Origin of the sequence: Peribacillus asahii, assembly GCF_003570725.1 — a bacterium.
GTDB classification, from domain to species: Bacteria; Bacillota; Bacilli; order Bacillales; family DSM-1321; genus Peribacillus; species Peribacillus asahii.
Genome location: NZ_QWVS01000002.1, coordinates 512581 through 526586, shown reverse-complemented (window position 1 = coordinate 526586; position 14006 = coordinate 512581). Strand labels below are relative to the sequence as shown.

Here is a 14006-nt window from a genome sequence, read left to right as displayed (position 1 = left end):
ACGAAGAGGAAAGCTCAGGTTACGAAGAGGAAAGCTCAGGTTACGAAGAGGAAAGCTCAGGTTACGAAGAGGAAAGTTCAAGTTCCGGAGAGGAAGAAGAAACTGAAGAAGAAGAAGAAGAAGAAGAAGAAGAAGAAGAAGAAGAAGAAGAAGAAGAAGAAGAAGAGGAAGAAGCAGAGGAAGAAGAGGAAGAAGCAGAGGAAGAGGAAGAGGAAGAGGAAGAAGCAGAGGAAGAGGAAGAAGCAGAAGAAGAAGAAGAAGAAGAGGAGGAAGCAGAAGAGGAAGAAGAATCATAAAATAATATAGGTTGTATAGTAGGGTCTTAATACTTAGACCGAATATACAATTTTATTCAGCAGGTTTTGCCTTAAAGGGGACCTGCTTTTCACATACATACGGAATTTTGTTGTGACAATGCAAGTTAAATGATGAACGTCCATATTGGAATCTCGTTATGTACATTATCTTTCAATTATTGAATTCTTTAAGCGGTTGTCCTATACAAAACTTTTTTTTGAGCATAGTTTAGTAAAAAGTAGTGAATGAATCCTGCAGGTACAAAATCCTAGACATCATGCATCTGTTAGGAAGAATGAATGCTCTATGCTTTAATTTTGCAAACTTCATTATTTTGATTTTATAGGAGGGATAAGGTGGAGAACATACTAATTGAACCATGGGAACTTGACGCGTTGATGCCCGAACTTTTTGTGCCTGAATATATTGAAAAAATAGCAAGTGAAGTTCTGACACATTATGATTTTTCGGCTCAAAGTATGCAAGTCATGGCAACCAAGCCAGCAAGAGGCGGCGCTATTTGGAAAGTTGAGACATCTGCAGGTCCAAAAAGTTTAAAATTATTGCATCGTAGGCCGACTAGAAGCTTATTCAGTTTAGGTGCTCAAGAATATTTAGTGGAAGTTCAAAAAGCAAGAGTTCCAGCGATTGTGAAAACAAAGGATGGAAGCAACTATGTTGAAGCAGGAGGGAAACTATGGTTCGTTGCGGAGTGGATTGAACCTTTAGCACCTGCTTCAAAAGACTTAGAAGGTACGAAACATTTATGTAGAGCTATTGGTGAGTTTCATCGTTTAAGTAAAGGATATGAACCTCCAAAACATGCTGAAATAGCAACAAGGCTGCATAAATGGCCAAAGAATTTTGAAAAGATTATTACTAAAATGGATTGGTTACGAAACATTGCGTATGCTTACCCAGAAATGCCGGCTAGCTCTCATTTATTACAAGCAGTAGATGTCTTTGAACAGCAAGCCATACAGGGTTTAGAAAGACTGAATCAATCGAGCTATTCTGATTTAGTGGCTAAAGGGAATGCGTATTGGGGATTAGTGCACCAGGATTATGGCTGGTCCAATGGTCAAATGGGTTCAGATGGGATGTGGATTATTGATCTCGATGGTGTTGCTTTCGACCTTCCGATTCGGGATTTACGAAAATTAATTACGAATAAAATGATCGATAATTCTCAATGGGATGCGACTTGGGTACGAGAAATGATTAAAGCTTACCATGAGGTGAATCCAATAAGTGCTGAAGTATATGACATCTTAATGATTGAATTGTCATTTCCTAATGAATTCTATAAGCATTTGAAAGGAGCCATATTTGAGCCGGAGTTATTTTTAAATGAAGAAGCGGTTCAACTAATTCAAATGATCATCAATCTCGATCAAACGAAATGGCCTGTATTAGAAGAAATAAAAGACGATTGGATTGGGGTTGAAGCACGATGAAAATTTTAATGATCTGTACTGAAAAACTTCCTATGCCTCCGATACGAGGGGGAGCCATTCAAACGTATATAGCGGGTATTCTCCCCTATTTAAAACAATCACATGATATTACAATACTTGGAACTGATGATCCGTCGTTACCGGATAACGAAATAATCGATGGTGTTTCTTATGTACGTGTGCCAGGAAAATTATTGGAAATATACAAAGAAGGAGTCGTTCGTTATCTTGAATCTAATCAATTTGATTTGATTCATATTTTTAATCGTCCGCGACTTGTTCTCCCTGTTCGAAGTGTAGCTCCGAAAGCTAAAATTACATTAAGCATGCATAATGACATGTTCAATGCAGAAAAAATTGACCCTATTGAGGCTGAGGCGGCATTGAATGAAGTATCACGTATTGTAACGGTTAGCGATTATGTAGGAAATGTTATAAAGAGCTTATACCCACAGGCTACTGGAAAGGTTCAAACTATTTATTCTGGGGTAGATACCGAGCGATTTTTACCAGGTAGCCATCCAAATATGAAAAAGATTCGCCAAGATGTTCGCCAAGCTCATGGATTAGAAAACAAAACAGTCATTTTATATGCGGGAAGGCTTTCACGAAATAAAGGGGTCGATCGATTAATCAGGGCATTGCCAGAGCTATCTAAGAAGTATAAGGACTTAGCCTTGGTCATCGTCGGAAGTAAGTGGTTTAGTCAGGATGCTGTAACAGATTATATTGCTTATGTAAGAGCATTGGCGAAAAAGTCGCCGATCCCCGTTGTGACCACAGGTTTTGTAGCACCAAGTGAAATTCAAAACTGGTTTGCGGCCGCTGATTTATTCGTGTGTACATCTATATGGCCAGAACCTTTGGCAAGGGTTCATTATGAAGCGATGGCAACAGGTCTTCCTATCGTAACAACAGCAAGAGGAGGGAATGCAGAAGTTATCCGATTAAGAGAAAATGGCCTTGTAGTAGAAAATCCCGAGGACCCAGGTCAGTTTGTAGAAAAGATTACAGAGGTACTCTCCGACAAAGCAATGATGAAAAGAATGGGACAAAGAGGAAGAGAGCTTGCCCTATCACACTACAAATGGAATCGCGTAGCTTCTGAGGTTCTTACAGTGTGGGAACAAACTAAACAAACAGCGGTTTCAGTTGGTACGGCAGAGACTCCTATGGAACTGACAGCGAGCCAGTCTAAAACTGCAGAAACTATTTCATTTATTACAGATAGAGTAGATAAATCAACAGAGAAACAAGTCAAAACGCAAAAACAAAAAAATAAAAAGAAACGAATCACGACGGAAAATCAAAAAGTAACAGAGAAATCGGCCACGACGAAAAATCAAAAAGTAGTAGAGAAACCAGCAATAGTAGAAAATCAAAAGGCAATAGAGAAACCGGCAATAGTAGAAAATCAAAAAGCAATGGAAAACAAAAAGCAAGTTGCAGGATTAACTCGAGCAAACCTGGATGAATTGATTATAGCGCATCACATGTTGATGAATGCTAGAAACAAAAAAAACAATCAATCAAATAGAACAATGAACGGACGCTCCAATCGCAATAATCGAAATAGGGAATTGCTGAATATGCTGTTAAGGGAATTTGGAAAGAACGCATAGTAAAGTGAAGCAGAAACTCTGTCTTTTTTCATGGACCCTAGATACCAAGTTGTCTAGGGTGTAATAGATTTGTAAATAGGGATTTTTAAGGCTTTGGTGAGGTTCATCAAGGCCTTTATCAGTCTCAGGCTGATTGATTCCTCAAAAAATAATGGTAGTGTTTAAGATTAGCCACTATAAAAAACTCGGCCTATTCGCCGAGTTTTTTGTTAGCAGCCTGGTACACAGCCCCAACCGCCTGCTGCGAACCACCACCAGAAACCGAAAATGAGCAGCAACACGAAGAGGACAACGACTAGAGCGAACCCAAACCCCCAGCCTCCAGCTCCATATGCCACTGGGGCAGGTCCAGGATAAGCTCCAACACCATAACCACATCCGTATGGGCCATAACTATATCCCATAGAAGAAATACCTCCTTCTTACTTTGACGTATATTAGTATATGTAGCAGCGTTTGAGAGCGATTGGGGATTCTAAATATATAGACAAGAGAATGTGTGCTAAATCGAAAGAGAAGTGAATCGAACTATGTAAAATCAATGAAATTGAATTTAGAAAACTTTCTTATCCTTTTAAGTAACTCAATTATTCTATCAAGCTTTTGTATGTTGTTTATTATGAGTTAAATGAGAAAACAAAGCGCTTTTTATAAAAATTATAAAGTTTGGCTTGCAAGTTGCTTGCATGAAAGGTAGTTTTCGATCCATGAAGACTTAAACAACTTTGATGAACGAATTAAATACTTAGGAAAATATGTAAACAACTGTAATTAAAGGCCCAGGATTTAAACTGATGATTTTCGAGTAGGACAGACAAGAACAAGTTTCCTCTTGCATAACAATAATGATAAGAGAACGCCAAAAGAAACGGGAGGTTATATTTATGCCCGGAATTCTTACCGCAATTGGCTATTTAATGAAAGAATTTTATTTATTAGTTTCTTACGTAAAAAATAATGCCTTTCCTCAGCCTTTATCCTCTCAAGATGAAAAGAAATATTTAAAGTTAATGAGTGAGGGGGACAGTGATGCTCGAAATAAGCTAATCGAGCATAATCTTCGCCTGGTTGCTCATATTGTTAAAAAATTCGAAAATACAGGTGAAGACTCAGAAGATTTAATTTCTATTGGGACAATCGGTTTAATTAAAGCAATTGAAAGCTATTCTGATGGAAAAGGAACAAAACTAGCAACTTATGCTGCGCGCTGTATTGAAAATGAGATTCTCATGCATTTAAGAGCGACGAAGAAAACGAAAAAGGATGTTTCTCTTCATGATCCTATTGGGCAAGATAAAGAAGGAAATGAGATTAGTTTAATTGATGTACTAAAATCTGAATCTGAGGATGTAATTGATACCATTCAGCTGAATATGGAACTGGAAAAAGTAAAAAAATATATTGATATTCTGGATGAGCGTGAAAAAGAAGTAATTGTTGGCAGGTTCGGCCTCGACTTAAAAAAAGAAAAAACACAGCGTGAAATTGCCAAGGAGTTAGGCATTTCAAGAAGTTATGTCTCTCGTATTGAAAAGCGGGCGCTAATGAAAATGTTTCATGAATTTTATCGAGCGGAAAAAGAAAAGAAGTCACAATAATCGAATGATGAATATAAAAGACCTTCACAGTGCTGAAGGTCTTTTATAATAGTTATATGAAAAACGGCATCACATAAAGTCTTTATTTATTTTTTGAGAAATTTAAAAAAGCATAATAGCTGTTTAGGCCTTGTCATACAAATAGTCTCGCAGCGGTGGGCGAAAAGGATCCAATCATTAAAAAGGTTTTAACAAAAATCGGCGCAGCATACTAATCAAAGCGGCTAATAAGAAAGGAGCCTTCTGCAAATCTTTCAGAAGGCTCCTTTCCATTTGTAGATACGTTTCCTACATCTTTTTCAGTCTCAATGGACTAATCATCAGTATCGATAATATAATCATGAGGAATGCGAAGAATACTGGTGTGACATCTGGATAAGCTAAGAAGCTTAATGTGGCAATACAACCAGCGACTGTAATCGGTACCCCCGTGAAATAACCGTTATTCTCACTAATATTAAATCGTGCTAAACGAAGGGCTCCGCAAGCAATATATAAAATAGTGAAAGCTGCTCCAGGAGCGCCGAATTCTACTAAAATTCCGTGATATATAAGCAGGGCAGGCGCCACTCCAAATGAAATAATGTCGCACATGGAATCTAATTGTTTGCCGAGCTCCGACTCGATATTAAACTTTCGTGCAACCATGCCGTCAAAACGGTCGGCGAGTGCCGCTAGGAAAATTAAAAGTAAGCTTAAGTTTAATTGGTTGTTCATAACAGATATGATGGCAAATCCACCTAAGGATAAATTTAATAAGGTCAAAATATTAGCTGTTTGAGTTTTTAGTTTTCTGATAGTCTGGTCTATAGCGTCTAATAAAAACATTTTTTCACTCCTTTCGTAAAACTAGATTAATTAAACGCAAGTATTTATTATATAATAATATTTTAGGTGACACAAATTATGCAAGGGATTTATGAAATAATTTACAATTGGTGGTGGGTGTTGTTTGTTTTCATTTCTTTATCGCTTTTTTATTGAATTGACGAATGGTAGGGTTACTTCAGCGTTGTTGAAAAACTTTAGTCAATCGCGCTTGAGTAAGCCTATTATTCCATTATATACAAAAGTGTTCCGACTTGACCAGCAGGAAGCAAAAGATGACTTTGCTTCATTTGCAACTTTACATGATTTATTTATCCGAAAATTAAAGAGCGATGTAAGGCCTATTGCAGAAGGAGAACAAGCTGTTGTTAGTCCAGTTGATGGGATTTTAGAAGATTTTGGCGACATTCAGGAAGATAAAAAGATTATCGTAAAAGGGAAAACATATTCGATGGAAGAGATGCTCGGTGATCCCAAAACACTTCAAAAGTATCTAGGTGGAAAATATCTCGTGCTATATTTAAGTCCTAGTCACTATCATCGAATTCATACACCGATTTCTGGAGAAGTAACACAACGTTGGAGTTTAGGTCAGAAATCTTATCCAGTTAATAAATGGGGGATGCTGTATGGAAAGGCCCCTTTGTCTAAAAATTATCGTATTATAACAGAACTTGATTATGGTCAAGGGTGTGTAGCGATTGTGAAAGTTGGAGCGATGTTTATTAATTCCATTGAAATTACAGATAAAGCGAAGCGATTACAAAAGGGACAAGAGTTTTCGTATTTTAGTTTTGGTTCAACTGTCGTGCTTCTTTTTGAGAAGGATAGCTTTGAGATTGAATCGGATTTAGTTATACCGGCGAATGTTCGTATAGGAGAGAAGATTGGGTATATAAAATGACGGTATGAAACAACAGGGTGCTGTAACAATAGCTGAATAAAAAGAAAAGAGCTGACATACAGGTCAGCAGATTGATTCACTAATGGGAGTATAGATTTGATTTGTTAAAGATCTTCGATGTATTTCGGCTTCGATTAAGCGAATAAACTCTGCATCTAAGTTTAATTGTTTTGCTTTGAAATATGATTCGAGTAATAAATCATCCGATAATTTATGCATCATTTCGCCAATGTAGGCTGCTCACCTCCAAGTTATTGAATAATGAGAGAATGTTTTTCTGTTTCGTACAGTATGTTTTCGTTGGTGTATTCATACTGTATCAAAAAAGAATAAGAAGAACAATTGGTCGATTATCCACAATTGTCAGTGGATAACTTGTGATTAAATTGTTTGTAAAGGAAGAAAAATGAAAAAGGAACAATAGGGATAATGTGGGTAACTTTATCCACAAAATATTATGTCGAGTTTTTTGTCGAAAACTATTTGGGATAAATAGGTAATTATTGGAGGGGCTTTGCATAATTAATGCAGTCAATTTTAAGAACCGTTAGAATTTTTTTGAAAGACGGGCGAAAATTAGATATGATGGATACGGTAAATTTTTAGGAAAACGTTGAGGTGTAATATGCTTAAATTATTTTTACCGAGTGAACAAATAAAAAGCATTTTTGATATAACGCCGGAAGACTTGAAAAAGCGTGGGATTAAAGGGATTATTACTGATTTGGATAATACACTTGTAGAATGGGATCGTCCGAACGCTACGCGAAAGTTAATGGATTGGTTTGATCAGATGCGCGAGCACGGGATTTTAGTGACGATTGTATCGAATAATAATGAACAAAGGGTACGTGCCTTTTCAGATCCTTTGCGTATTCCCTTTATTTATCGAGCAAAGAAGCCGTTAACAAAGGCTTTTAAAAAAGCTTGTGTACAAATGGGGCTTAAGCGTGAGGAAACTGTTGTCGTAGGGGACCAGCTGTTGACGGATGTGTTTGGAGGTAATCGAGGTGGGTTCCATACAATCTTAGTGATTCCTGTGTCACAGTCAGACGGGATTAATACAAAAATTAATCGCTTCTTTGAACGAAAAATTATGTCAGCGCTTAAACGAAAAGGAATGATAGAATGGGAGGAACGCAATTGAACAATCATCAAGAGGTAGTGTGCATCGGCTGTGGAGTAAAGGTTCAGACCGATTCCCCGAAAGAATTAGGATATGCGCCAAAGTCAGCGCTTGAGAAGGAGACTATTATTTGTCAGCGCTGTTTTAAATTAAAGCATTATAATGAAGTCCAAGATGTTTCGTTAACAGATGATGACTTTTTGAAAATTTTAAATAGAGTAGGTGAAACGGATTCATTAATTGTAAAAATTGTTGATATTTTTGATTTTAATGGCAGCTGGCTTCCAGGATTGCACCGTTTTGTTGGTCGGAATGATGTGTTATTAATCGGTAATAAAGTGGATTTATTGCCGAAATCGGTAAAACATAATAAATTAATCAATTGGATGAAGCAATCCTCAAAAGAGTTAGGTCTACAGCCGGTTGATGTATTATTGGTGAGTGCGGAGAAAGGAAAATACATTGCGGAAGCTGCGGAAGCTATTGAGCATTACCGTCAAGGTCGTGATGTGTACGTTGTAGGTTGTACAAATGTCGGCAAATCTACGTTTATTAATCGCTTAATTAAACAAGTAAGTGGGGAAAGCGATATTATTACAACTTCTCATTTTCCGGGCACAACACTTGACATGATTGAAATTCCGCTAGATGATGGACAAGCGATAATTGATACACCAGGTATTATCAATCATCATCAAATGGCTCATTTTGTGGATTCACGTGATTTTAAAATCATCATGCCTAAAAAAGAAATTAAGCCAAAAGTATATCAGTTAAACGAGGAGCAGACGCTCTTTTTTGGCGGCTTAGCACGATTAGATTATGTATCAGGTGGAAGACGTTCTTTAACATGTCATTTATCAAATGAATTACCTATTCATCGTACGAAATTAGAGAAAGCAGATGAATTGTATAAAAATCACGCGGGTGAGTTATTAACGCCGCCGCGGCCGGAACAAATGGGTGAGTTTCCAGAGCTTGTACCGCATGAGTTTTCATTAAAACAACCGAAAATGGATATTGTCTTCTCGGGACTTGGTTGGGTAACAGTAAATGAACCGGGAGCGAAACTTGTTGCTCACGTTCCAAAAGGAGTCAATGTTATTGTTCGTAAGTCGTTAATTTAATAGTAGGGTGATGAAGGTGAAGAAAATATATGGAGTAATCGGAGATCCTATTGCGCATTCCATGTCTCCAGCTATTCATAATGATGCGTTTGACCAAGAACAAATGGATGCGGTGTACCATCATTTTCATGTAACGCCGGAGTGCTTGCAGGATGCAGTAAAAGGGATGAAGGCGATTGGAGTGTCTGGCTTTAACGTCACAATTCCACATAAGACAGCTATCATTCCATTGCTGGATGAAGTGGATGAATTAGCACAAGCAATTGGTGCGGTGAATACGGTTGTCTATCGAGATGGTCGTTATATTGGGTATAATACAGATGGGAAAGGGTTTTATAAAGCTTTAGCTGAAGAGGTCTCTGGAGATTTAGCTTCTAAAAAGACGTTAATCATCGGAGCGGGTGGTGCTGCACGTGCCATTTATTTCACCCTTGTGAAAGAAGGCGTGAAGCAAGTGGACATTGCCAACCGAACAAAGGAGAGAGCGGAGACCCTTATTTCAGAATGCCCATATGAGAAACAGTCTACAGCCTTAACGATGCTTGAAGCAGAAGCAAATATTATGGCGTACGATTTAATTATTCAAACGACATCTATTGGCATGAGTCCAAAAGTTGATGATACACCACTGGATGTTACAGCTATTAAAGCTTCTGCTGTTGTAAGTGATATTATTTATAACCCGTTGAAGACGAAAATTCTTATGGAAGCAGAGCAAAATGGTGCGAAAACGCAAAATGGATTGGGGATGTTTGTGAATCAGGCAGCTCTTGCTTTTCAAATATGGACAGGCGTAATGCCTGATACATCTAGAATGGAACAGATTGTGTTAAATAAATTAGGAGGTCAGACATGCTGACAGGTAAACAAAAAAGATTTTTACGATCAAAAGCACATCACTTGAATCCTATTTTTCAAGTAGGAAAAGGTGGAGTAAATGATAATTTAATTAAACAGATTGGTGAAGCATTGGAAGCGCGTGAATTAATTAAAGTGAGCGTTCTGCAAAATTGTGAGGAAGACCGTGACGATGTGTCAGTAGCCCTTGCAAAAGGTGCAAGAGCAGAGCTTGTGCAAGTTATCGGTAATACAATTGTTTTATATAAAGAATCACGAGAAAATAAGCAAATTCAATTACCATAAGGTGATTGTTATGAAGAAGATTGGAATTTTAGGCGGAACGTTTAACCCTCCGCATATTGGGCATTTAATCATTGCTAATGAAGTGTTAGATGCACTGGAATTAGATGAAATTAGATTTATGCCAAACTATGTTCCTCCTCATAAGGAGCAGACGGAAGCGGTGACCGCTTATGACCGTTTAGCGATGCTTAAGCGTGCACTTTATGATCATCCTTCTTTTAGCATTGAAGGAGTAGAAATTGATAGAAAAGGTACTTCTTATACGTTTGATACGATGAAGCTGTTGACAGAGCAAGAGCCGGACGCGTCCTTCTACTTTATTATTGGTGCGGATATGATTGAGTACTTACCTAAGTGGCATCGAATTGATGAACTGCTTCAGCTTGTTCACTTCGTAGGTGTGAAGAGACCCAATTATAATGAAGAGACAGAGTATCCAATTATTATGGTGGATGTTCCTCAAATGTTCATTTCGTCTTCCGCAATTCGACGGAAGCTGCGGACAGGAAAAACTGTTAAATATTTAATTCCTGATTCTGTCGTAAACTATATAAAAGGGAATGGTTTATATGAATCGAAATGAAGCGTTACAACTTGTGAAAGCACAGCTGACTGAAAAGCGGTATGTGCATACATTGGGGGTAGCGGAATCAGCCGTAGAGCTTGCTGAACGATATGGAGCAGATATAAAAAAGGCAGAGCTTGCCGCCATTTTTCATGATTATGCGAAATTTCGTCCGAAAGAGGAAATGAAGCAAATTATTATGGAGCAAAATATAACAAAAGACTTATTAGATTATCACTCGGAATTGTGGCATGCACCAGTTGGCGCGTATCTTGTTGAACAGGAAGCAGGTATTACAGACCAAGAAATTTTAGATGCCATTGCTTACCATACATCGGGTCGAATTGGAATGACGCTGTTGGATAAAATTGTGTATTTAGCGGATTATATTGAGCCAGGTCGTTCGTTTCCAGGTGTAGAGGAAGTGCGGAAATTGGCTGAACAAAATCTCGATGCAGCTGTCATTCAAGCTGTTCGAAATACAATTAATTTTTTAATGATGAAAAAGCAAGTAATTTATCCAGCTACATTTCATACGTATAATGACCTCATTAAGAATTTGAAGGAGAAGATGTAATGACTGAAAGAGAACTTCTAGTATTAGCAGCAAAAGCAGCAGATGATAAAAGGGCAGAGGATATTGTTGCCTTAAATGTGCAAGGAATTTCATTAATCGCTGATTATTTCCTTATTTGTCATGGTAACTCAGAGAAGCAAGTTCAAGCCGTTGCGCGTGAAATGAAAGAAAAGGCTGAAGAAGCAGGCGTGAATGTAAAGCGACTTGAAGGGTTCGATGAAGCGAAATGGGTATTAGTGGATATGGGAGATGTGGTGGCTCATATTTTCCATCGTGATGAAAGACTGTACTACAATCTTGAACGTTTATGGGGAGATGCCCCTCGAGAAGATGTGCAAAGTGAATTAATGCCATGAGCTATGAACGCTTTGCTTACGTATACGATGAGCTGATGAAAGATGCTCCGTATGAAAAGTGGCTTGCGTTGTTAACAGCAAAGCTTGAGCAATATGGAGTTCAGGAGAAACGGCTGTTAGATCTTGCTTGTGGAACGGGAGAGATGACTATTGAGCTGGCACGAAATGGCTTTGATGTAACGGGTGTTGACTTATCTGATGAAATGCTCCTGGTGGCTCAAGAGAAAGCGTCTAGGCAAGGGGTATCCATTCCGTTTTATCAGCAAAACATGGCCGAACTTGAAGGATTGGGCAGTTATGACTGTATCACCATTTTTTGTGATTCACTGAACTATCTTAAAACGGAAAACGAGGTCCTTCAAACTTTTCGCGGTATATACCACCACTTACGTGAGGGTGGCTTGCTATTGTTTGATGTGCATTCGATTTATAAAATGGAACATATTTTTCATAATAATACGTTTGCAGTTAATGAAGAAGAAATAGCCTATATTTGGAGTTGCTTTCCCGGAGAGGCTCCATATAGCGTTGAACATGATTTGAGTTTTTTTGTACAGGATGCGGAAAATGGCTTGTATGAACGTTTTGATGAGTTTCATTACCAGCGTACGTATATGCCTTCTCAATATACGGATTGGCTAGAAGAGGTGGGCTTTGAAGTGCTGGAGGTTCTTGCTGATTTTGAGGAAGCGTCTGTCGAAGATCAAGCGGAGCGTATTTTATTTGTAGCAAGAAAATGAAACGGAGACTGACTAAATTTAGTCAGTCTCTTTTCTTAGGAGAAAAAATTTTTAAAAATGAGGGCAGGAGTTCGTTAATTAGTTGCGAATATTATAATCATATCGAAATTGTTTTTCGATTTCCTCGATGTCTTCATCAAATTTCTCGTGCGTTGCTTTCAACAATTCGCTAAATACCTCATGTAGTTTTGCTGCTTCTAACACTTTAATCCCTTCGCCTGTAATTCCCCCTTTTACACTCACTTTTTCCTGTAAAGTGGGTAATGTGTAGATTCCTTTACTTAATAAATCTCCAAGCCCCATTAACATTTTTTCTGTTAAAATCGTTGCTGTTTTTCTGTCAATTTCCGTTGATTGGCAAGCAGCGTCAATAAACGACTGTGCGAAAAAACTGAAAAAGGCAGGTCCGCAACTAACGATATCCGAGCTAACTCTTGTAATGTTATTGTTAATAACAACGGGTGTCGAAATCTTTCTTGCTAGTTCATGTAAATAGCTCCTCCACTTTGGCAAACAAGCTTTACTATAGCTTAATAGAGAAACTCCAGAGCAAGCTCGATTAGTGATACTTGGGATAAACCGCGCGCATGAACATGGAACTTCATGTTCAAGTTGAGCGACCGAGAGCGGACTTGTAATAGAAACAAGTAGTTGGTCTTTGTTTATATATGGTTTAATGACCTGTAATAGGTTGTGAATTTGTAAAGGCTTTACACATATGAAGATGACATCTGCTCGTTTTGCTATATCTACAGCTGTTTCGGTGACCTCGATACAGGCATATTTTTCTTGCAGCGCCAAAGCTTTGGAGAGCGTGCGATTTGTAATAAGTAGATTGGCAGGCTCCAATGTCTTGGTTTCGAGCCATGCTTCGATTAAGATCGTCCCCATGTTTCCAGTTCCTATGACACCGATTTTCATACTTTCAACTCCCCTCACGTAAAGCGGAACCACTTCTAAACATTATGTAAAATCTGCTTGTATTATTCCGGATATCCATTTTTATAAGGAGAGATAACCTATGGACATGTTCAGAAAAAAGAAAACGGCGGTTATTGCAGTTGTCATCTTAATGAGTTTTATAAGCTGTTTGATGTTCTTGTTCTCATCGAAACCGCAGCAAGCAGAGCAGGAAAAGATGTTTGTTGAACTGGAACAACAAGAAGAGCAAGAGGTTGCTCAAGAAATAGATGAGCCAGTCGTTATAAAAGTTGATGTAAAGGGCGCTGTTCAAAGTCCAGGTGTATTTATTGCCGAACCAGGTGATCGAGTCATTGATGTGATTGAAGCGGCAGGTAATTTTAAGAAAGACGCCGATTTAGATAAGGTAAATCTTGCTCAGCTCGTAGAAGATCAAATGGTGATTTATGTACCTAATATAGGAGAAGAAGATATAGGTTTACCAGAGAACATAGATGTAATAGGCGGAGGAGCGACAACAGTGTCAGGTAATGGGGGAACGGATGGTAATAAAGTAAACTTAAATACAGCCACGAAGGAAGAACTAGAGACATTATCGGGGATCGGTCCAGCAAAATCGACAGCCATTATTGAATATCGAGAAAAGACGGGGAAGTTTGAACAAATTGAAGACTTAAAAAATATTTCAGGAATCGGGGATAAGACATTTGAAAAACTACAAGATTCGATTACTGTCAAGTAAATG

18 protein-coding genes are annotated in these 14006 nt (G+C 38.1%); 14 read left to right on the top strand and 4 right to left on the bottom strand.

The window, feature by feature from the left end:
• The 3 genes from D1953_RS21110 to D1953_RS02790 form a co-directional block, all read left to right on the top strand.
• Positions 1-296 (top strand): hypothetical protein (locus D1953_RS21110; protein ID WP_182480474.1); only part of this gene is annotated, 296 nt, incomplete at its 5' end.
• Between the two features lie 357 nt (positions 297-653).
• Positions 654-1754, top strand: a complete 1101-nt coding sequence (locus D1953_RS02795) for a CotS family spore coat protein (protein ID WP_119115610.1) — start codon at positions 654-656, stop codon at positions 1752-1754.
• A complete protein-coding gene (locus D1953_RS02790) occupies positions 1751-3376 on the top strand; it encodes a glycosyltransferase family 4 protein (RefSeq protein WP_245979838.1) in 1626 nt (541 codons plus the stop codon). Before D1953_RS02795 ends, D1953_RS02790 begins: the two co-directional genes overlap by 4 nt.
• Before the next feature lie 209 nt (positions 3377-3585).
• On the opposite strand, the gene D1953_RS02785 is transcribed toward D1953_RS02790, so the two are convergent.
• Positions 3586-3780 carry a YjcZ family sporulation protein gene (locus tag D1953_RS02785; RefSeq protein ID WP_119115609.1) on the bottom strand — a complete coding sequence of 65 codons (195 nt, stop codon included), beginning with the start codon at positions 3778-3780 and terminating at the stop codon, positions 3586-3588.
• Between the two features lie 480 nt (positions 3781-4260).
• Between D1953_RS02785 and sigK the strand changes: the two genes are divergently transcribed.
• The gene (gene sigK, locus D1953_RS02780) at positions 4261-4974 is read left to right on the top strand and encodes an RNA polymerase sporulation sigma factor SigK (RefSeq protein WP_119115608.1); all 714 of its coding nucleotides are present in this window, start codon (positions 4261-4263) and stop codon (positions 4972-4974) included.
• Between the two features lie 288 nt (positions 4975-5262).
• Here sigK and pssA read toward each other — a convergent pair whose 3' ends face one another.
• Positions 5263-5802: a CDP-diacylglycerol--serine O-phosphatidyltransferase gene (gene pssA, locus D1953_RS02775; protein WP_119115607.1), complete on the bottom strand. Its 540-nt coding sequence runs from the start codon at positions 5800-5802 to the stop codon at positions 5263-5265.
• 124 nt (positions 5803-5926) lie between these two features.
• Between pssA and D1953_RS02770 the strand changes: the two genes are divergently transcribed.
• Positions 5927-6706, top strand: coding sequence for a phosphatidylserine decarboxylase (locus D1953_RS02770; RefSeq protein ID WP_119115606.1), 780 nt, complete (start codon positions 5927-5929; stop codon positions 6704-6706).
• A gap of 63 nt (positions 6707-6769) precedes the next feature.
• Here the strand turns inward: D1953_RS02770 and sda are convergent, their stop codons facing one another.
• Positions 6770-6925 (bottom strand): sporulation histidine kinase inhibitor Sda, encoded by a 156-nt coding sequence (gene sda / locus D1953_RS02765; protein WP_119115605.1) that lies wholly within the window; start codon positions 6923-6925, stop codon positions 6770-6772.
• Between the two features lie 406 nt (positions 6926-7331).
• On the opposite strand from sda, the gene D1953_RS02760 reads away from it, so the two are divergent.
• Genes D1953_RS02760 through D1953_RS02725 form a run of 8 tightly spaced genes read left to right on the top strand, consistent with a single transcriptional unit; the run spans position 7332 to position 12340 of the window.
• The gene (locus D1953_RS02760; RefSeq protein ID WP_119115604.1) at positions 7332-7853 is read left to right on the top strand and encodes a YqeG family HAD IIIA-type phosphatase; all 522 of its coding nucleotides are present in this window, start codon (positions 7332-7334) and stop codon (positions 7851-7853) included.
• Positions 7850-8959, top strand: coding sequence for a ribosome biogenesis GTPase YqeH (gene yqeH, locus D1953_RS02755; RefSeq protein ID WP_425454239.1), 1110 nt, complete (start codon positions 7850-7852; stop codon positions 8957-8959). Before D1953_RS02760 ends, yqeH begins: the two co-directional genes overlap by 4 nt.
• Positions 8960-8975: 16 nt before the next feature.
• On the top strand, positions 8976-9818 hold the full coding sequence (gene aroE / locus D1953_RS02750; RefSeq protein WP_119115602.1) for a shikimate dehydrogenase: 843 nt from the start codon (positions 8976-8978) through the stop codon (positions 9816-9818).
• The gene (gene yhbY, locus D1953_RS02745) at positions 9812-10102 is read left to right on the top strand and encodes a ribosome assembly RNA-binding protein YhbY (protein WP_119115601.1); all 291 of its coding nucleotides are present in this window, start codon (positions 9812-9814) and stop codon (positions 10100-10102) included. The genes aroE and yhbY overlap by 7 nt, the downstream gene beginning before the upstream one ends.
• A gap of 10 nt (positions 10103-10112) precedes the next feature.
• A complete protein-coding gene (locus D1953_RS02740) occupies positions 10113-10685 on the top strand; it encodes a nicotinate-nucleotide adenylyltransferase (protein ID WP_119115600.1) in 573 nt (190 codons plus the stop codon).
• Entirely contained in the window at positions 10672-11244 is a 573-nt protein-coding gene (gene yqeK, locus D1953_RS02735) for a bis(5'-nucleosyl)-tetraphosphatase (symmetrical) YqeK (RefSeq protein WP_119115599.1), read from the top strand. Before D1953_RS02740 ends, yqeK begins: the two co-directional genes overlap by 14 nt.
• Positions 11244-11600, top strand: coding sequence for a ribosome silencing factor (gene rsfS / locus D1953_RS02730; protein ID WP_119115598.1), 357 nt, complete (start codon positions 11244-11246; stop codon positions 11598-11600). The genes yqeK and rsfS overlap by 1 nt, the downstream gene beginning before the upstream one ends.
• A complete protein-coding gene (locus D1953_RS02725; protein ID WP_119115597.1) occupies positions 11597-12340 on the top strand; it encodes a class I SAM-dependent DNA methyltransferase in 744 nt (247 codons plus the stop codon). Before rsfS ends, D1953_RS02725 begins: the two co-directional genes overlap by 4 nt.
• Positions 12341-12418: 78 nt before the next feature.
• On the opposite strand, the gene comER is transcribed toward D1953_RS02725, so the two are convergent.
• Positions 12419-13261: a late competence protein ComER gene (gene comER, locus D1953_RS02720; RefSeq protein WP_119115596.1), complete on the bottom strand. Its 843-nt coding sequence runs from the start codon at positions 13259-13261 to the stop codon at positions 12419-12421.
• A gap of 100 nt (positions 13262-13361) precedes the next feature.
• Between comER and D1953_RS02715 the strand changes: the two genes are divergently transcribed.
• Entirely contained in the window at positions 13362-14003 is a 642-nt protein-coding gene (locus D1953_RS02715) for a helix-hairpin-helix domain-containing protein (RefSeq protein ID WP_119115595.1), read from the top strand.
• Positions 14004-14006 lie beyond the last annotated feature (3 nt).

Bases quoted from the DNA above. Each gene is read 5' to 3' on its own strand.
- D1953_RS02790 (WP_245979838.1), top strand. From the start codon at position 1,751: ATGAAAATTTTAATGATCTGTACTGAAAAACTTCCTATGCCTCCGATA.
- D1953_RS02785 (WP_119115609.1), bottom strand. From the start codon at position 3,780: ATGGGATATAGTTATGGCCCATACGGATGTGGTTATGGTGTTGGAGCT.
- sigK (WP_119115608.1), top strand. From the start codon at position 4,261: ATGCCCGGAATTCTTACCGCAATTGGCTATTTAATGAAAGAATTTTAT.
- pssA (WP_119115607.1), bottom strand. From the start codon at position 5,802: ATGTTTTTATTAGACGCTATAGACCAGACTATCAGAAAACTAAAAACT.
- sda (WP_119115605.1), bottom strand. From the start codon at position 6,925: ATGCATAAATTATCGGATGATTTATTACTCGAATCATATTTCAAAGCA.
- D1953_RS02760 (WP_119115604.1), top strand. From the start codon at position 7,332: ATGCTTAAATTATTTTTACCGAGTGAACAAATAAAAAGCATTTTTGAT.
- yhbY (WP_119115601.1), top strand. From the start codon at position 9,812: ATGCTGACAGGTAAACAAAAAAGATTTTTACGATCAAAAGCACATCAC.
- D1953_RS02740 (WP_119115600.1), top strand. From the start codon at position 10,113: ATGAAGAAGATTGGAATTTTAGGCGGAACGTTTAACCCTCCGCATATT.
- yqeK (WP_119115599.1), top strand. From the start codon at position 10,672: ATGAATCGAAATGAAGCGTTACAACTTGTGAAAGCACAGCTGACTGAA.
- rsfS (WP_119115598.1), top strand. From the start codon at position 11,244: ATGACTGAAAGAGAACTTCTAGTATTAGCAGCAAAAGCAGCAGATGAT.
- D1953_RS02725 (WP_119115597.1), top strand. From the start codon at position 11,597: ATGAGCTATGAACGCTTTGCTTACGTATACGATGAGCTGATGAAAGAT.
- comER (WP_119115596.1), bottom strand. From the start codon at position 13,261: ATGAAAATCGGTGTCATAGGAACTGGAAACATGGGGACGATCTTAATC.
- D1953_RS02715 (WP_119115595.1), top strand. From the start codon at position 13,362: ATGGACATGTTCAGAAAAAAGAAAACGGCGGTTATTGCAGTTGTCATC.